Source organism: Natrononativus amylolyticus, assembly GCF_024362525.1.
GTDB classification, from domain to species: Archaea; Halobacteriota; Halobacteria; order Halobacteriales; family Natrialbaceae; genus Natrononativus; species Natrononativus amylolyticus.
In genome coordinates this window covers 2,004,669-2,020,920 of the sequence record NZ_CP101458.1, presented here as the reverse complement: position 1 = coordinate 2,020,920, position 16,252 = coordinate 2,004,669, and the positions used below count along the sequence as shown (strand labels likewise).

The 16,252-nt window shown below is 67.7% G+C and carries 13 protein-coding genes; 5 read left to right on the top strand and 8 right to left on the bottom strand.

The features are described from left to right. Window positions 1-16: 16 nt before the first annotated feature. On the bottom strand, window positions 17-604 hold the full coding sequence (locus NMQ11_RS10650) for a GNAT family N-acetyltransferase (RefSeq protein WP_255167948.1): 588 nt from the start codon (window positions 602-604) through the stop codon (window positions 17-19). 126 nt (window positions 605-730) lie between these two features. Here NMQ11_RS10650 and NMQ11_RS10645 point away from each other — a divergent pair, with 126 nt between their 5' ends. The 4 genes from NMQ11_RS10645 to NMQ11_RS10630 all read left to right on the top strand — a co-directional run bounded on the left by NMQ11_RS10645 (window position 731) and on the right by NMQ11_RS10630 (window position 7,681). Beyond that, window positions 731-2,746, top strand: a complete 2,016-nt coding sequence (locus NMQ11_RS10645) for an AMP-binding protein (RefSeq protein WP_255167942.1) — start codon at window positions 731-733, stop codon at window positions 2,744-2,746. Window positions 2,747-3,310: 564 nt separating this feature from the next. Next, the gene (locus tag NMQ11_RS10640) at window positions 3,311-4,831 is read left to right on the top strand and encodes an MATE family efflux transporter (protein WP_255167941.1); all 1,521 of its coding nucleotides are present in this window, start codon (window positions 3,311-3,313) and stop codon (window positions 4,829-4,831) included. Window positions 4,832-4,930: 99 nt separating this feature from the next. Then, the gene (locus NMQ11_RS10635; protein ID WP_255167939.1) at window positions 4,931-5,929 is read left to right on the top strand and encodes a DUF7972 family membrane protein; all 999 of its coding nucleotides are present in this window, start codon (window positions 4,931-4,933) and stop codon (window positions 5,927-5,929) included. Between the two features lie 84 nt (window positions 5,930-6,013). Continuing rightward, window positions 6,014-7,681 carry an aldehyde ferredoxin oxidoreductase C-terminal domain-containing protein gene (locus NMQ11_RS10630; protein WP_255167937.1) on the top strand — a complete coding sequence of 556 codons (1,668 nt, stop codon included), beginning with the start codon at window positions 6,014-6,016 and terminating at the stop codon, window positions 7,679-7,681. 194 nt (window positions 7,682-7,875) lie between these two features. On the opposite strand, the gene NMQ11_RS10625 is transcribed toward NMQ11_RS10630, so the two are convergent. The 5 genes from NMQ11_RS10625 to dnaJ all read right to left on the bottom strand — a co-directional run bounded on the left by NMQ11_RS10625 (window position 7,876) and on the right by dnaJ (window position 12,811). Continuing rightward, window positions 7,876-9,222, bottom strand: coding sequence for a metallophosphoesterase (locus NMQ11_RS10625; RefSeq protein ID WP_255167936.1), 1,347 nt, complete (start codon window positions 9,220-9,222; stop codon window positions 7,876-7,878). A 62-nt stretch (window positions 9,223-9,284) separates the two neighbouring features. After that, complete coding sequence (locus NMQ11_RS10620) at window positions 9,285-9,560, bottom strand: ubiquitin-like small modifier protein 1 (RefSeq protein ID WP_255167934.1); 276 nt, start codon at window positions 9,558-9,560, stop codon at window positions 9,285-9,287. Window positions 9,561-9,622: 62 nt separating this feature from the next. Then, the gene (locus NMQ11_RS10615; RefSeq protein WP_255167933.1) at window positions 9,623-10,351 is read right to left on the bottom strand and encodes a hypothetical protein; all 729 of its coding nucleotides are present in this window, start codon (window positions 10,349-10,351) and stop codon (window positions 9,623-9,625) included. A 50-nt stretch (window positions 10,352-10,401) separates the two neighbouring features. Further along, window positions 10,402-11,559 (bottom strand): sugar-transfer associated ATP-grasp domain-containing protein, encoded by a 1,158-nt coding sequence (locus NMQ11_RS10610; protein ID WP_255167931.1) that lies wholly within the window; start codon window positions 11,557-11,559, stop codon window positions 10,402-10,404. A 109-nt stretch (window positions 11,560-11,668) separates the two neighbouring features. Beyond that, window positions 11,669-12,811 (bottom strand): molecular chaperone DnaJ, encoded by a 1,143-nt coding sequence (gene dnaJ, locus NMQ11_RS10605; RefSeq protein ID WP_255167929.1) that lies wholly within the window; start codon window positions 12,809-12,811, stop codon window positions 11,669-11,671. A 166-nt stretch (window positions 12,812-12,977) separates the two neighbouring features. On the opposite strand from dnaJ, the gene NMQ11_RS10600 reads away from it, so the two are divergent. Beyond that, window positions 12,978-13,181 carry a hypothetical protein gene (locus NMQ11_RS10600; RefSeq protein ID WP_255167927.1) on the top strand — a complete coding sequence of 68 codons (204 nt, stop codon included), beginning with the start codon at window positions 12,978-12,980 and terminating at the stop codon, window positions 13,179-13,181. Between the two features lie 109 nt (window positions 13,182-13,290). Here NMQ11_RS10600 and dnaK read toward each other — a convergent pair whose 3' ends face one another. Then, window positions 13,291-15,198 carry a molecular chaperone DnaK gene (gene dnaK / locus NMQ11_RS10595; protein ID WP_255167926.1) on the bottom strand — a complete coding sequence of 636 codons (1,908 nt, stop codon included), beginning with the start codon at window positions 15,196-15,198 and terminating at the stop codon, window positions 13,291-13,293. Window positions 15,199-15,345: 147 nt separating this feature from the next. Further along, on the bottom strand, window positions 15,346-16,215 hold the full coding sequence (locus NMQ11_RS10590) for a nucleotide exchange factor GrpE (protein WP_255167925.1): 870 nt from the start codon (window positions 16,213-16,215) through the stop codon (window positions 15,346-15,348). Window positions 16,216-16,252: the final 37 nt, after the last annotated feature.

Below are 16,252 nucleotides of genomic sequence, written 5' to 3'. Positions count from 1 at the left end.
GGCCGCGGTCGCCGGGTTACCGCCCGGTGTCGTACTTGTAGGTCGCCCGGTCCGGATCGATCCCGAAGTCCTCGGGCGACTCGACGTCGTCGCTCGTCTCGTCGGCGCGCTCGCTCGCGCGCTTGAACGCCGACCGCAGCCGGTCGGGCATCCGGAACTCGTCGATACCGATCGAGAGCGGAACCGCCTCCGGATCGGTCCGCTCGCGCTTGTCCTCGAGTCGCGTCCGTAACACCGGCGGCAGGTCGTCGACGTCGATGCGCCGGAAGCCGAACTGCGCGAGGTACGCCGACTCGCCCGTCAGCGAGTAGACGCGCTCGAACCCCTCGTCGCCCGCGTACTCGAGGAGCCGTTCGATCACGTGCGCGCCGACGCCCTGGCCGCGCCACTCCTCGAGAACGCCGATGCTGGTTAGCTCGCAGACGTCCTCGCCGTCGGAGGGCTTGTGGACGCGAATCCGGCCGAAGCCGGCTTTCGCACCCGAGTCCTCGTCGATGGCGAGGACGTAGTCGCGAGATCGGAACGCCGTGTCGTCGAGCCCCATCGCCTCGATCTGATCGAGAAGCCAGACCTCCTCCCGGTTTTTCGCGTCCCGTACGTACATAATTCGACGTACGTCACCTGGGCCAAAAGCGTTTGTGGACGATCACGACCGGTCGGTTCTCTCGGGCGCGGCCAGCGTCGAGGACGGTACTTTCATCGTGCGGGCCGGCAAACGTTGCCACCAGCTATGGAACAGGAACTCACCGACGAGGTGGTCCACGAGCCGTCCGAGGCGTTCGTCGAGTCGACGAACGTCCACGCGTTCATGCAGGCGTACGGGATCGACGACTACGACGACCTCATCGAGCGGACCACGACCGACCGCGGCGACGGCGAGTCGGGCGTCGACTGGTTCTGGGACGAGCTCGTCGATTACCTCGATATCGAGTTCTACGAGCCTTACGAAACCGTTAGAGATGACGCGGACGGCCCGCAGTTCACCGACTGGTACCCCGGCGGGGAGCTCAACGTCGCCCACAACGTCCTCGACCGCCACGCCGACCTCGAGAACGCGACCAGAAACCGGGTCGCGACCATCTGGGAGGGCGAGGACGGCGAGGTGCGGGAGACCACCTACCACGAGCTCCACCGCGACGCGAACCGGGTGGCGAACGCCCTCGAGGAGCGGGGGATCGAAACCGGCGACACCGTCGGGCTCTACATGCCGATGGTTCCCGAGGTCGTCTCGATCCTCTACGGCTGTTTCAAGGTCGGCGCGATCGCGGTGCCGATCTTCTCGGGCTTCGGCGTCGACGCGGTGGCGACCCGAATCGAAGACAGCGAGCCCTCGGTGCTCTTTACGGGCGACGGCTTCCTCCGGCGGGGGAGTCCGATCTACCTGAAGGAGTTGGCCGACGAGGCGATCGAACAGGCCGGACGCGTCGAGCACGCGATCGTCTTCGATCGGCTCGGCTCGCGGGACGAAGCGGCCGGCGGTGCGGGAGAGATCCCCTGGAACGACGATCGCGACGAGTGGTGGGCCGACGCCGTCGGCGAGCAATCAGCCGACTACGAGACCAAATCGCTGCCCTCGAGCCAGGAGTCGATGCTCCTCTACTCGTCGGGGACGACGGGGACGCCGAAGGGGATCGTCCACACCCACGCGGGCGTCCAGACGCAGTGCGCCAAGGAGCTCTACTTCGGCTTCGACCTCAAACCCGCCGACCGCTTCTTCTGGGTGAGCGACATCGGCTGGATGATGGGGCCGTGGACCCTGATCGGCGTCCACACCTTCGGGGGCACCGTCTTCATGTACGAAGGCGCACCCGACTACCCGAACCCCGACCGCTTCTGGGCGATGATCGACCGCCACAAGCTCACCCAGTTCGGCATCTCGCCGACCGCCATCCGCGCGCTCCGCAAGTACGGCGACGAGCCGCTCGAGGGCCACGACCTCTCCTCGCTTCGGATTCTGGGCTCGACCGGCGAGCCCTGGGACCCAGAATCCTGGCGCTGGTTTTACGAGCGCGTCGGCGGCGGCCGGGCGCCGATCATCAACATCTCCGGCGGCACGGAGATCTGCGGCTGCTTCCTGATGCCGATGCCGACCCAGCCGCTGAAACCCTGTACGCTCGGTGGGCCGGGGCTCGGGATGGACATCGACATCGTCGACTCGTCGGGCGAGTCCGTCGCCGACGAGGGCGAACGGGGCTTCCTCGTCGCCAGGGACTCCTGTCCCTCGATGACGAAGAGCCTCTGGTCGGGCGACGAGCGCTACATAGAGGAGTACTGGTCGACCTTCGAGGACCCGCCGCTGTGGGACCACGGCGACTGGGCCCAGAAGGACGCCGACGGATTCTGGTTCCTCCACGGGCGAGCCGACGACGCACTCAACGTGGCGGGCCGAAAAGTGGGACCGGCGGAGGTCGAGGGCGCCCTGATCGACCACCCTGCGGTGAACCAGGCCGCCGCCGTCGGCGCGCCCGACGAGACCACGGGCACCGCCGTCGTGGCCTACGCCATCCTCGAGGCCGGCGCCGACGAGAGCGAAGACCTCCGTGCGGAACTCCGCGAGCAGGTCGGCGAGGAGCTCGGAAAGCCGTTCCGCCCGCGTGAGATCCTGTTCGTCGACGAGTTCCCCAAAACGCAGTCGGGTAAGATCATTCGACGGGCGGTCCAGGCTGCCTACACCGGCGAGGACTTAGGCGACCTCTCGAGTCTCGAGAACCCGGACGCGCTCGAGGCCCTCGAGGACGCCCGATAGCCGCGAGCGGCTTCCACCCGCGACTCGAACAGGCGAACCCACCCGACGGCGGTGTAACTCCCAGACTATTCCTTTCGAGATAGTGTCTCGAGAGGGAGACTGTTCGGCGGCGTCTAGACGGCGGTCCAGCGGGCCCGGTGCGGCCGTTCTCGCATCGGGGCACTCGAGGTCGCAGTTTTTTCGCGCACGCACTGCCGCGAAATATCGGATGGATGTTGTGTTACCGTACCAGTGGCCTTCTTGGCTCAGGAGTCCCTCCGTTCACCCGGCGAGGGATCCACCGACGTTGTCTCACACAGCGCTACCACCCTCGCCGTTGCCTGTACGGTACAGGTGTCCTCGCCGTCGTCCGTACGTCGTCACAGTCGTACCACAGGAGCCGTCTCTGGAGGCGGCGGTTCGACCGCGAGGGAGCGCGGCGTTCCCGCGCTCACCGCGAGCGGATCCGCGGTACCGTAACGCCTAATCGTCGGCCGCCCGCTTTCTCTGTATGAACCGGCCGCGACCGCCGCGTGAGCCTCGCGTGTCCGACGCGGCCGCTCGAGCGACGACCGGAGGCGAGACATGAGCAGGGGGAGCGACCGCTCGGTCGACCTCATCGACGGCGGCCTGGTGTGGCCGCTGATCGTCCTCTCGGTGCCGATCGTGCTGACGAATATGTTGCTCGTCGGCTACAACCTCGCGGACACCTTCTGGGTCGGACGCCTCGGCCAGGAGGGCGTCTCCGCGCTCTCGTACGCGTGGGCGATCGTCTTCCTCGTCATCAGCTTCGCGATCGGGTTCAACGTCGCCGGAACGGTGCTGATCGCCCAGAACAAGGGTGCAGGGAACCTCGACCGGGTCAGCGGCGTCGCCGGGGGGACGATCACGTTCGTCCTCCTGCTCTCCGGGCTGTTGGGCGCGATCGGCTACGCGCTCTCGCCGTGGCTGCTCCAACTCGTCGGTGCGGAGCCCGGCACCCTCGAGTACACCTACGCCCTCCAGTACGTTCGCGTGGAGTTCCTCGGGATGCCCTTCATCTTCGCCTTCTTCATCTTCCAGTCGCTGCTTCAGGGGTGGGGCGATACTCGAACCCCGCTCTACCTCATGGCGGGAAGCGTCGCCCTCAACGTCGTCATCGACCCGTTCTTCATCCTCGGCTTTCAGGACAATGTCGTCTTCGCCTGGTTCGGCCTCGAGGCCCTCGAGGCGACCCTCTACGAGGCGACCGGCTTCGACGGGCTGGCGGTGATGGGCGCGGCGGTCGCGACAATCATCTCGCGAACGCTCGTCGCAGTGGTCGGACTCTGGCTGTTGCTCTCGGGTCGCGTCGGCATCCACCTCTCGCCGTCGGACCTGTTGCTCGAGCGAGAGACGGTCAAGAAGATCGTCACCATCGGCGCGCCCGCGAGCGTCGAGGTGAGCACCAGCGCGGCGAGCGTGACGATCCTGACCGCGCTCGTCGCGCTCGCCGGGGCCGAGGCCGTCGCGGCGTACGGGATCGGCTCCCGGATCACGTCGGTGGTCGTCCTCCCCGCGCTGGGGCTGGCCCGCGGCGTCGAAACCGTCGTCGGCCAGAACCTCGGCGCCGAACAGGTCGAGCGAGCCAAGCGCGGCGTCTACGCCGGTGTCGTCCTCATCACGGGTGCCCTGCTCCTGTTTACCGTCGCGGTGTACGTCTCCGCGTACCTGCTGGTCGACGTCTTCGTCGCCGGTTCGGGCGCCGAAACGGTGGTCGACATCGGCGGCGAGTACCTCCGGATCGTGAGTCTCTCGTACGTCTTCCTCGGGGTCTTCTACGTCGTTCAGGGCGGGTTCCGCGGCAGCGGCAGCACGCGCGTCGCGATGGCGTTCGCCATCGTCGGCTTCATCGTCTTCCGGGCGGTGTTCGCCTACACGCTGGCGGTTCCGATGGACCTCGGCGCGACCGGGGTCTGGTACGGCGAGGCGATCGCCAACGTCTGCATGGTCGTCCTCGCCGGCCTCTACTTCCTCCGGGGGACGTGGACGGAGGGCGTCGTCGAACGGCGCGAGAAATCGACCACGAGCGGGAGCGAAACGGGCGGCTCGAGACGCGTCTCCGACGCCGGCTCTCGAGACCGGTGAGCGATCGTTCCGCGAACCGCACATTATTGTGAGCGGACGATGTCGGGGGAGGTATGACGATCACGTCGACAGCGCCGGAACCTCGACGCCTTCGGGACGATGAGTGACGGAGTCTCGACCGCGAGTTCGGTCAGAGACGCGGACGGAGCCGTCGATCGGGGGCTCAACTGGCTCTTGCTCACCGGAAACCGACTGCTCGTCGCGATCGGGCTCACGGTCGTGGCGATTCTCGTCGTGTACGGGCTGATCCAGGCCGACGTCATCACCGTCGGTCCTGACAGCGTGGCCGAAACGGCGTTCGGTAGCGGGTTGATCTCCGGAACCCTGACGCTCGTCACCGTCGCGCTCTCGATCAACCAGCTGATCCTCTCGCGCGTGTTCGGCTCCCCCGACGGGTTGCGGGACAAACTCGACGGGACTCGGGAACTTCGCACGCGCGTCCGAGATCACGCGGGCGAATCCGCGACACCCAACGATCCGGCGGAGTTTCTCTCACTCATCGCCGAAACGTTGTCCGACCACGCAGACCGATTCGAAACGACAGCGGGGGGCTCCGTCGACGGGGAGCCGTCGGTGCGTTCGTACGCCGAGGGCATTCGCTCGTACGGCGAGAGCATCGACGAAAAGATCGAGAACGGCACGAACATCGTCGACGTCCTCGTCGTCATCATCGGCACCGAGTACGCCCGAAACCTCACCGCGACCGAGTACATCGGCCAGGAACTCGAGGAGTCGCTCTCGGAGGAGGCCAGCGAGGAACTCGAGGCGATCGACGACCTGCTCGAGTCGATCGCGATCACCCGGCAGTTCTTCAAGACGCTCTCGCTGCAACAGGACTTCGCGAGGCTGTCCCGGGTCGTCGCCTACACGGGGTTCGTCGCGCTGCTCACCAGCATCGTGCTCACGCTGCTGTACCGCCCCGAGGGGATGATGATCGATCCGGCGTACGCACCGCTCGTCGTGAGCGTCGGGCTCGGCATCATTCTCACGCCGTTGACGATCTTCATCGCCTACATTCTCCGGGCGGCGACGATCGGCAGGCGGACCGTCTCGGTCGGCCCGTTTGTGCCGCCGGAAGACCGGGAAGAGGACTCCTGAGTCGACAGGCCGGCTCCGTTTCGCCCGTCGAAGACCGGTTCCGCCTCGCACACAGCTAAGAGCCTGTGTCCGTAACACCTTCCCATGCTCCACGCCGAAGGCCCCCTGCTCGCCGTCGACGTCGGCGAGCGGACGGCAGAGAGAATCGAGATCGACGAGCTGCTCGAGCGCACCGTCGGCGGTCGCGCGCTCGCGACCGCGCTGGCCCACGAACGCATCCCCTTCGACGCCGATCCGTTCGGCCCCGAGAACCGGGCGTACCTCTCGACCGGCCCGCTGCAGCTCTCCCAGATGTCCTTCACCGGCCGGATGAACATGACCGCCCTCTCGCCCCTTTCCGATGGGTTGGCCTCGACGAACGCCGGTGGCTACCTCTCTCGGAACTTCGCCGGGGCCGGGATCAGCGTCCTCGAGGTCGCCGGCGCGAGCGACGAGTTGCTCGCGATCCACGTCACCGACGAGGGCGTGGAGTTCGAGGAGGTACCGGACCTCGAGGCGGCCACGGTTCCCGAGGTCTCCGACTACATGGCCGAGAACCACGGCCTCGACGCCGAACACTGCCTCGCCATCGGCCCCGCCGGCGAGAACCTCGTGCGCTTCGCCAGCGTGATGACCTTCGATTCGCGGGCGTTCGGCCGCGGCGGCCTCGGCGCCGTGCTCGGATCGAAGAACGTCAAGTGCGTCACGTTCGCCGGGGAGTCGCCGCCGACCGTCGAGATTCCGAATCCGCCGGAGATGGACGTCCACCGCGAGGCCGCCCAGTCCGACGACCGGATGAAACGCCAGGGAACCACCGGGGGCACGGAGTTCATCAACGACAACTTCTCCCTCCCGACGAGGTACTTCGAGGAGTACGAGTTCGAGCACGCCGCCGGCATCGGCGGCAACGCCGTCGAGGAGAAGAAGTACAAGAAGGGCGCCTGCTCGGCCTGCGCCTACGCCTGCAAGCTCCCCACGCGCGACGAGGAGGAGGGGATCGAAACCGAGGGGCCGGAGTTCGAGACCGTGTACGCCTTCGGCTCCCTGCAGGGCGTCGGCGACATCGTCGACGTGATGAAGTCGAACGAGCTGTGCGACAACTTCGGGATGGACACCATCTCCGCGGGCGTCACCGTAGCTGCCTACCTCAAGAGCGAAGCGGAGTTCGGCAACGCCGAACTGGCCCGGGAGATCACCGAGAAGATCGCGTACCGCGAAGGGATCGGCGACACGCTCGCCGAGGGGGTCCACCGCAGCCACGAGGAGTTGGGGGTCGACGACTACACCGTCAAGGGCGTCGAGTTCGCCGCCCACGACGGCCGCGTGCTCCACGGCCAGGGACTCTCCTACGCCGTCGCGAACCGCGGCGGCGACCACATGTACGCGGGAATGCTGAGCCTCGAGTACAGCGGCGAACTCGACCCCGAGGGCACCCTCGGCAAGGCCGAGACGCTGGTCGACCAGGAGAACTACGCGGCGTTCCGCGACTCGGGCATCGTCTGTGCCTTCGGCGGCGACTACGTCACCGACGAGCGTCTCGCCGACCTGTTCGACGCCGACTACGAGGAGCTGATGGCCGTCGGCGCCCGCACCGTCGAGCGCGAGCGCCACTTCAACAACCAGCGCGGGTTCGGTGCCGACGACGACGGCCTGCCGTACGAACTGCCGGACCTCGAGGCTGCGATCGAGGAGTACTACGCCGCCCGCGGCTGGAACGACGACGGGACGGTTCCCGACGGCGCGATCGAGTCGCCGGCGCCCGCTGCGGACTGAGACGGTCTGCGGTCTCGGTTTCCCGGCACAGTCACAGACGAGACGGTGCGCCGAAACTGACAGGAGTCCGTCCGTCGCCAGTCGGGTCTTCGCGACTCGAGCGTTACGCCCCGGCCGGCTTCCGGCCGGGACCTGGCGGCTGCTCCCGATCGAACCGGCCTCTCGCTTGCGGAGGCTCGTCGCCGACTGAAACGTTAGTCGGTGGGCTCCGGAACGGAGACCGCCGCCTCGGTCTTCGCGTTCGTCTCGATGACGTGTCGGTCCGGGAGTTCGGGCTCGGGCTCCCGGCCGACGGTGAAGAACCGCTCGGTGCGCGTGAGTTCCTCGGAGGCGGGGCTCGGCTTCGTGAACCGCTCGAACTCCACGGCGACGCCCTCCCGTTCGGGCGCGATGCGGACGGCGGCGAGCTGGTAGGAGGGGTAGAAGACCGGCGGCAGAATGCCGGTGATGCCGTCCCGCCGGTGGAGGCGCTTGAGCCACGTCCCGGTGTTCACGAGGAGCCCGCCGTCGACCTCCCGGATGGTCGGTCTGTGCGTGTGTCCGTAACAGAAGATCGTCGTCTCGGGCTCCGCGGAGAGCACCTCGCTGGCGGCCTCTACGTACGGCGCTTCCGCGTCGACGGTGAGATCCGTTTCGAACACGCCGAAGCGGTCGACGGTCTTTCTGACGTCCCGCCGGATGAAGTACAGCGGGATACCGACGAGCAACAGCAGGCCGGCGACGGCCACGTTGATCGCGAGGAAGAACCAGGCCGCGGTTCCGGCCGTTCCGAACTGCCCGAGAAACGCCGTCGTCCGGTCGACCGGGGCCGACCAGACGCCGACGAGATCCAGCCCCGCGAACACGGCGAGGATGGCGCTGATGTTGAACAGCAACAGGAACGGAACCATCGAGTACCGAAGGAGGGGGTTCATCTCCCGGTAGAAGTACTTCGAGAGCAGCCAGACCGGCATCCGTTCGGTCGGCGTCACCGCCTGGACGTCCTTCAGCCAGTTGTACCGCCCCCGATCCGAAAGCTGGCCCGCCCGGCTGGTGACGAGGGTGTTGTAGTAGTAGCCGAGCGGCGTCGCGTGGGGGTTCCCCCAGTCTTCGATCCGGTTGTTCGGGTCCTGCTGGTGGCCGTGTTCGAAGTGGATCGCCTGGTCGCCGACGGGTCTCGTGATCGACTGCTCCTGGACCAGATCGACGTTGTACGCCGCGAAGCGCTCGACGTACTCGTCGTAGGCGGCGAGTTCGTGGTCGTGGTTGCCCGGCAACAGCGTGATCGGGACGTTCTCGCCGGTTCGTCGGAACGCCTCGAACAGCTCCGGGTACGTCTCCTCGAGCACGTCGAACTTCTCGATTCCCTCGACGGTCGTGAACTCCCAGAGCCCGAAGGCGTCGCCGTTGATAATCAACTCGGCGTTTTCGTCGGTCTCTTCCAGCCGGTCGAGGAACGCGAGCAGCTCCTCGAGAAAGTCGACCTCCTCGAGCTGTTCGTCGCCGCCGATGTGGAGGTCGCTGATCACGTAGTAGACCCGATCGCCGGAGTCGGTGCTCATCGTCTCGAGGCTCCACACCCCCGCAAAAAAGCGTTGTCTTCTCCGCTCGCTCGGCAGCCGCCTCAGCCGCCGTACACCGACGGAACGAGCCGAAACACGTCGCCCTCCTCGAGCACCGTCTCGAGCCCGTCGAGGTGGCGCACGTCGGTTTTGTTCTTCGTCACGACCGTCTTCCCCGCGAGGTCGTCGCCGTCGACGAGACGGCCCTCGAGGGCGGGGTAGTCGGCTTCGAGGTCCTCGAGGAGGCCGCCGACCGTCTCGGCGTCGGTGTCGACGCGGACGGTCTTCTCGCCGAGGTCCTCGCGAAACGGACCGAAAAAGACGCACTCGAGTTGCACGCCGGTCTGTACCGGGCGTCGGCTCTTGTATCCGACGGTTGCGTTTCGCTCCCGTTGGCCGCTCAGAGGCTCACGTCGGCGCAGTCGAGGCGTCGGGTGTCTGCGCCCGTCTCGCGGCCGTCGGTCACGACCGCGAGCGCCGACTCGCCGCCGTCGCCGCCGGGCAGTTCGATCACCGCGCCGGCGAGCAGCGGCGCGACGACGCCGGCCGCGACCGACCGCGGCTCAGACAGCGGTGCCAGCACCCGCACGCGGTCGCCGCTTTCGAGGCCGTACTCGTCGACGACGTCCCGAGCGGCCGCGAGCACCGCGGCGTGGCTGTAGGACCGCTCGCCGGCGGCGAGCAGCGCCGCCTCCGGATCGGTCTCGAGCGGGGGGAACGAGGGGTTCTCGCTCCAGAGGCCGGCCTCGAGGTGGTGTACCCCCGGATCGTCGGGCTGTCCGCCGTAGCCGATCCGCTGGGCGCCCGGCGCGAGGTTGTAGGACTCGAGGACGTCGACCGGGGCGACGAGCGCGCGGAGGTCGGCGGTCGCCCCGTCGCCCCGCGGCGGTTCGAATCGGGTCGTCCCCTCGAGCAGCGCGGTGCCGAAAAACGAGAGCAGCGCGAGCGGTCCGTCGCCGACGACTCCGACCGAGACGCCGCGGCGAACGCCGCTGTGACGGAGGAAGTTGCCGGCCTTCCAGGCGGAGGTACAGAGCCAGTGGTAGTCGTACACGCGGCCGGTCGCGTCGACGAGCGCCGGCCGGTCGCTGCGCCGCTCGCGGGCGAAGAGGTCTCCGACGGTGTTCATGCGGTGGCGTTTCGCGCGTCGGGGGAAAAGGGCGCGGATCGCGCGTCGACTCAGAGCACGCCGTGACGCCGGTAGAACCGGCGGACGCGGTCGTCGGCCAGCAGCGGCCGGTGGACCTGCAGAGAGACCATCCCGGGGTAGCTGTTCGCCTCGATGATCTCGAACTCGCCCTCGTCGGTGACGACGAGGTCCCAGCCGACGTACGGCAGGTGCGAGAACGTCGTGGCGAGTTCGCACAGCCGGTTGCGGATCGCGGGCCAGCCGGGCACCGCCGTCCCCTCGATCTGCGTTTTCGTCTCCGGGTGGCGCTCGTGCCAGCTGACCGTCCCGTCGTCCGGGTAGCCCGCCGCGCGTCCCAGTTCGCCCGTCTCGCGGTCGATCTCGACGCTGAAGCCGCCGTCGGAGAAGTTGTCGACCGGGCGCGAGGAGCTCGAGCCGAAGCGGTGGACGGCGATCGGGACGAACGCCTCGTCGGCGCGCTCGTCGAACATCGTCAGCGCCCGAATCGTGTTCGTCGTCTCGGGGTAGACTGCCGCGGCGTAGGGCGCCTGCTCGACGAACTCACAGATCATGTACTCCTCGAGGTCCGTCACCGTCGCCGCGAACGCCGGCCGGTCGACGTGGCGTCCGTCGAGGACGTACGAACCCGCGTCCTCGTCGTACGAGCAGATGTGGACGTTCTGTCCGCCGCCGCCGCTGAACCACTTCAGCACCACCGTCTCGACGTCGCCGTCTCTGAGGTGGTCGTCGAGCCAGTCGACGACGTGTCTGGTTCCGCGGGCGCCGCTCGCCGTCGACTCGGCGAACTGGACGCCGCCGTCGCTCGCGACCTTGCCGGTGCCCGCCCGCGAGCCCGTCCCGCCGACGTCGAACTCGTGGACGCGGCCGTTCTGGATCAGCCCGTGGACGGCCGGTCGGTGGGCCGGAAACTCGCCGAGGAGCTGGTGGAAGGCGAGCTTGTTGTCGAGCTGGTACGCCCACGTGCCGTTGATGCGCTTGGTTCCGATGTAGCGGGCGTAGTCGCTCAGGTACTCGCGGTGGTCGTTGGACTCGAGCTCGTAGACGACGTCGGACTTGCTGAGAAAGCCGCGGCGGTACAGCCACAGCCGGCGTCGCAGGGGTCGGTCGAACGTCGGCCCGGACGCTCGCTCCTCGCGGACGAGTTTCTGCCACTGCGTCGCCGTCAGGTAGGCGCCTGCGATATCCATCAGACTCACTGCACGGAAGCGACCGCCTTACTTATCGGCCGCATAAGTCGCGGCGAGGTCCTCGAGGGGGCGATCACCGTTCGGGCGACTGGACCGTCGCCTCGAGCGGTCAGAACGTCCGCTTGATCTTTTCGAAGAACCCTTCCTTGACGTCGATCTCCTCGCCGCCGGCCTCGGCGAACGCCTCGAGGGCCTCGCGCTGCTCCTCGTTCAGGTTCTCGGGGGTGACGATCTGCACCTGGACGTAGAGGTCGCCGTGGCCCCGGCGCTGGAGGCGGGGCATTCCCTTACCCTCCAGCCGGAACGTCTCGCCGCTCTGGGTCGCTCGCGGAACCTCGAACTCGACGGCGCCCTCGAGGGTCGGCACCTCGACCGTGTCGCCGAAGGTCGCCTGGGGAAACGAGATCGGTAGCCGGTACCGGAGGTCGTCGCCGTCGCGGTCGAACTCGGGGTGGGCGCGGATCGAGACGTCGATCAGCAGGTCGCCGCGCGGGCCGCCGTCCGGGCTCGGCGCCCCCTCGCGTTCCATCCGGAGCGTCTGGCCGTCGCGGATCCCCGCGGGGACGTCGACGGTGAGCGTCGCCTCCTCGCGGGTGTACCCCTCGCCGCGACAGTCGCTGCAGGTTTCGGAGTAGAGCGTTCCCGCGCCCTCACACCGCGGGCAGGTCGTCGTCTGCTGGACCCGGCCGAGGGGCGTCTGCTGGACCTGGGTCACCTGACCGCGACCCTGGCACTCCGGACACGACCGGGCGTCGGCGTCGGGCGGGTGCCCCTCGCCGTCGCAGGTGTCACACGCCTCGGGGCGTTCGACGGTGAACTGCTTTTTCGCGCCGGAGAACGCCTCCTCGAGGTCGATCTCGAGGCCGGTCCGGAGATCTCGCCCCTTTCGGGGGCGGCTCCGGCCGCGACCGCCCATTCCGCCGCCGAACACCTGCTCGAAGATGTCGCCGAGGCCGCCGCCCATGCCGCCACCGCCCATCCCGCCGAACGGGTCGCCGCCGGCGCCGGCGTCGAAGCCGTGCTTTTCGGCCTGCTCGAACCGGTCGTGTCCCATCCGGTCGTACGCCTGTCGCTTCTCCTCGTCGGTGAGTACCTGTTTGGCCTTCTGTATCTTCTTGAACTTCTCCTCGGCGTCCGGGTCGTCGCTGACGTCCGGATGGTATTCGGTGGCCTTCTTCCGGTACGCCTGTTTGATATCCTCGGCGGAGGCGTCGGGACTCACGCCGAGTACGTCGTAGAAGTCCTCGCTCATTCGTTATCCACCGATACTCCGTTGAGCCACTTGAAACGACCGTTCTCCGCCCGGTCCGGATCGGTGTGGCGACTCCGGGAACCGCTCTCGAGGTCGACCGCGCCCGGTCGCCGGTGCTTGCACGTCCAGGGACACGCTCTTTCGCAACGGGATCGAACGTCGCGCGATGGACAGACCCTGGCTGCTGGCACTGGTGGTGGGTACGACCGTCGTCGGCAGCGTGCTCGTCGCGTGGCTGGGGGTTCTGGCGGTGAACGCGGAGGCGTGGCTCCCGGGCGCGGGCCTGTACCTCGGTGTCGCACTCGTCTCGCTGTTGCTCTTGGTGCTTCTCCGGATCGGATTCGAACGGAACGGGCACCGGTCACGCTGAGCGACTCCGTCCGGAACCGCTGCGCGCTCGATACCGCTGGTGGCGCGGTCGCGGCGCGCACGCGCCGTCTGCCGTCTTCGATGGAGTCGCCGCGGCGAGTCCCGCTCGACTACTCCTCGCTCTCGTCGTCCTCGTCGAACTCGACGTCCTCGAAGTCGGCGTCGACGAACTCCTCGCCCTCGTCGGCGTCGGGGCCGGGGTTCGGGCCGCCGCCCATGCCGCCCATTCCGGCGCCCGCCGCGCCGGCACCGCCCGCGCCCGCTGCGGCCTCCTGTTGCTGGTAGATCTGCTTGCCGATCTCCTGGAGCTCCTTGCTCAGCCTCTCGGTCGCGGTTTCGATCTCCTCCGCGCCGGCGTCGGTGTCGTCGATCGTCTCCTCGAGGTCCTCGACGGCCGCCTCGATGCTCTCGCGGAGGTCGTCGTCGACCTGCTCGTCGTTCTCCTCGAGCAACGTCTCGGCGCGCTGGATCGTCGCCTCGGCGGTGTTGCGGGCTTCGATGCGTTCGCGGCGCTGTTTGTCCTCTTCGGCGTGCTCCTCGGCTTCGGCCTGCATCTGCTCGATCTCGGCGTCGGAGAGGCCGGCGCCGCCCTCGATGGTGATCTCCTCGCTCGTGCCGGTGCCTTTGTCCTCGGCGCTCACGTTGACGATGCCGTTCTCGTCGATCGAGAACGACACTTCGATCTGCGGGGTTCCGGCGGGCGCCGGCGGGATGCCGGTCAGGTGGAACTCGCCGAGCAGCTCGTTCTTCTCGGCGAGTTCGCGCTCGCCCTGGAACACCCGGACCTGCACCGAGGTCTGGTTGTCCGCCGCCGTGGTGAAGATTTTACTTTCCTCGGTCGGGATCGTCGTGTTCTTCTCGATGAGCCGCTCGAAGAGGCCGCCTTTGACCTCGATTCCCAGCGAGAGCGGCGTGACGTCGAGCAGCACGATGTCGTCGACCTCGCCGCCGAGGACGCCGCCCTGGATCGCCGCGCCCAGCGCGACGGCCTCGTCGGGGTTGACGTTCTTCTGGGGCTCCTCGCCGATGAGTTCCTCGACCTTCTCGGCTACCTGGGGCATCCGGGTCGAGCCGCCGACGAGCAACACCTCGTCGATGTCGTCCTTTCCGTAGCCCGCGTCCTCTAGGGCCTGCTCGGTCGGTTCGACGGTGCGGTCGATCAGGTCGCTGGTGAGCGACTCGAACTTCGCGCGGGTGAGCGATTTCTCGAGGTGGACCGGGCCGTCGTCGGTCGCCGTGACGAACGGGAGGTTGATCTCCGTCTCCTTGCGCGAGGAGAGCTCGATCTTGGCGTCCTCGGCGGCGTCCTTGAGCCGCTGGAGGGCCTGGCGGTCCTCCCGGAGATCGATGCCGTGGTCGGCCTCGAACTCCTCGGCCAGCCAGTCGATGATCGCGTGGTCCCAGTCGTCCCCGCCGAGGTCGTTGTCGCCGTTGGTGGCGACGACCTCGTAGACGCCGCCGCCCAGGTCGAGGATGGAGACGTCGAAGGTGCCCCCGCCGAGGTCGTAGACGAGGACGGTCTGGTCGGAGTCGTCGTCCAGTCCGTACGCCATCGACGCCGCCGTCGGCTCGTTGATGATGCGCTCGACCTCGAAGCCGGCGATCTCGCCGGCGTCTTTGGTCGCCTGCCGCTGGCGGTCCGAGAAGTACGCCGGCACCGTGATGACGGCTTTCTCGACGTCGTCGCCGAGATACTCCTCGGCGTCGCGTTTTAACTTCTGGAGGATCATCGCCGAGATCTGCTGGGGCGTGTACTCCTCGCCCTCCACCTCGACGGTGTAGTCGTCCTCGCCCATGTGGCGCTTGATCGAGGCGATCGTCTTCTCGGGGTTCTGAATCGCCTGGTTTTTCGCCGGCTTCCCGACGAGTCGCTCGTCGTCGTCGGTGAAGGCGACGACGGAGGGCGTCGTCCGGTCACCTTCCGCGTTCACGATGATCTCCGGATCGCCACCCTCCATCACCGCGAAGGCGCTGTTCGTCGTCCCGAGGTCGATGCCGAGGATCTTGTTACTAGCCATCTGGGATGCACTTGTGCGCACTTTGTTTTAAAGGTTGCTACACCACGCGTGGCGGCGAATAAAATTATCGGTCACCGATCCGCGACGCCGCTGTTCGAGGGTAGAGAGCCGGAAAATCGGGGCTTCGACAGCCGCGGATCGAGGCGGTTATTCGTCCCTCGAGGACGGGGCCGCGTCGTCGCGGTCGCCGGCCGACGCCTCGTCGGTCTCGGACTCCTCCGCCGACGGCTCCCCGTCGAGTTCGCCGTTGCTCACCGTCACCTGCGCGTTCTGGATGACCTTGCCGCCCATCTCGTAGCCGGGCGTGAAGACGTCGGCGACGGTCCCCTCGGGGTGGGCGCTGTCGACTTGCACCATCACCTCGTGGCGCTGGGGGTCGACGGCCGCTCCCGGCTCGGGTTCGATCTCGGCGACGTTCTCCTCCTCGAGCACCCGGTCGAACTCCCGCATCGTCATCTCGACGCCCTCGCGGAGGCTCTCTACGTCGTCGCTCTCCTCCTCGAGGGCGCGTTTGAGGTTGTCGCGCACCCCGACGAGCCGCGAGACGAGGTCCTCGGTCGCCCGCTCCTCGAGCTGGTTCTGGCGCTTTTTCGCCCGCTTCTTGTAGTTCTGGAAGTCGGCCTGCGTGCGCTTGACCGTCGACGTCAGCTCCTCGATCTGCTCGTCGCGCTCGGACAGCGTCCGCTCGCGGGCCTCGAGTTCTTCCTGGAGTTCCTCGATCGTCTCGGCCTGGGCGTCGACGCGCTCGCGCAGGTCCTCGAGTTCGGCGCGCTGGCTCGAGACGGTCTCCCGGGCGGTCTCGGCGATCGAACCCACCTCGCGTGCGAGGTCGTCGTCGTACTGGGCGACCCGGTCCAGGACGTCCTGGACGTCGTCGCTCGTCTCGGGAGCGATCTCCGCCTCGAGGTCGCTCTCGGACGGCGACTCTCGGGTCGCTTCGGCGTCGGTTTCCTCGTCGGGTTCCTTCCCTGACGGGACATCCTGACTGGCTGCGTTCATGCCCTCGTCTTCGCTCATGTCCGACTCAAGGCACAGCGGTAATAAAAGGGTTGAG

Bases quoted from the DNA above. Each gene is read 5' to 3' on its own strand.
- NMQ11_RS10650 (WP_255167948.1), bottom strand. From the start codon at position 604: ATGTACGTACGGGACGCGAAAAACCGGGAGGAGGTCTGGCTTCTCGAT.
- NMQ11_RS10645 (WP_255167942.1), top strand. From the start codon at position 731: ATGGAACAGGAACTCACCGACGAGGTGGTCCACGAGCCGTCCGAGGCG.
- NMQ11_RS10640 (WP_255167941.1), top strand. From the start codon at position 3,311: ATGAGCAGGGGGAGCGACCGCTCGGTCGACCTCATCGACGGCGGCCTG.
- NMQ11_RS10635 (WP_255167939.1), top strand. From the start codon at position 4,931: ATGAGTGACGGAGTCTCGACCGCGAGTTCGGTCAGAGACGCGGACGGA.
- NMQ11_RS10630 (WP_255167937.1), top strand. From the start codon at position 6,014: ATGCTCCACGCCGAAGGCCCCCTGCTCGCCGTCGACGTCGGCGAGCGG.
- NMQ11_RS10625 (WP_255167936.1), bottom strand. From the start codon at position 9,222: ATGAGCACCGACTCCGGCGATCGGGTCTACTACGTGATCAGCGACCTC.
- NMQ11_RS10615 (WP_255167933.1), bottom strand. From the start codon at position 10,351: ATGAACACCGTCGGAGACCTCTTCGCCCGCGAGCGGCGCAGCGACCGG.
- NMQ11_RS10610 (WP_255167931.1), bottom strand. From the start codon at position 11,559: ATGGATATCGCAGGCGCCTACCTGACGGCGACGCAGTGGCAGAAACTC.
- dnaJ (WP_255167929.1), bottom strand. From the start codon at position 12,811: ATGAGCGAGGACTTCTACGACGTACTCGGCGTGAGTCCCGACGCCTCC.
- NMQ11_RS10600 (WP_255167927.1), top strand. From the start codon at position 12,978: ATGGACAGACCCTGGCTGCTGGCACTGGTGGTGGGTACGACCGTCGTC.
- dnaK (WP_255167926.1), bottom strand. From the start codon at position 15,198: ATGGCTAGTAACAAGATCCTCGGCATCGACCTCGGGACGACGAACAGC.
- NMQ11_RS10590 (WP_255167925.1), bottom strand. From the start codon at position 16,215: ATGAGCGAAGACGAGGGCATGAACGCAGCCAGTCAGGATGTCCCGTCA.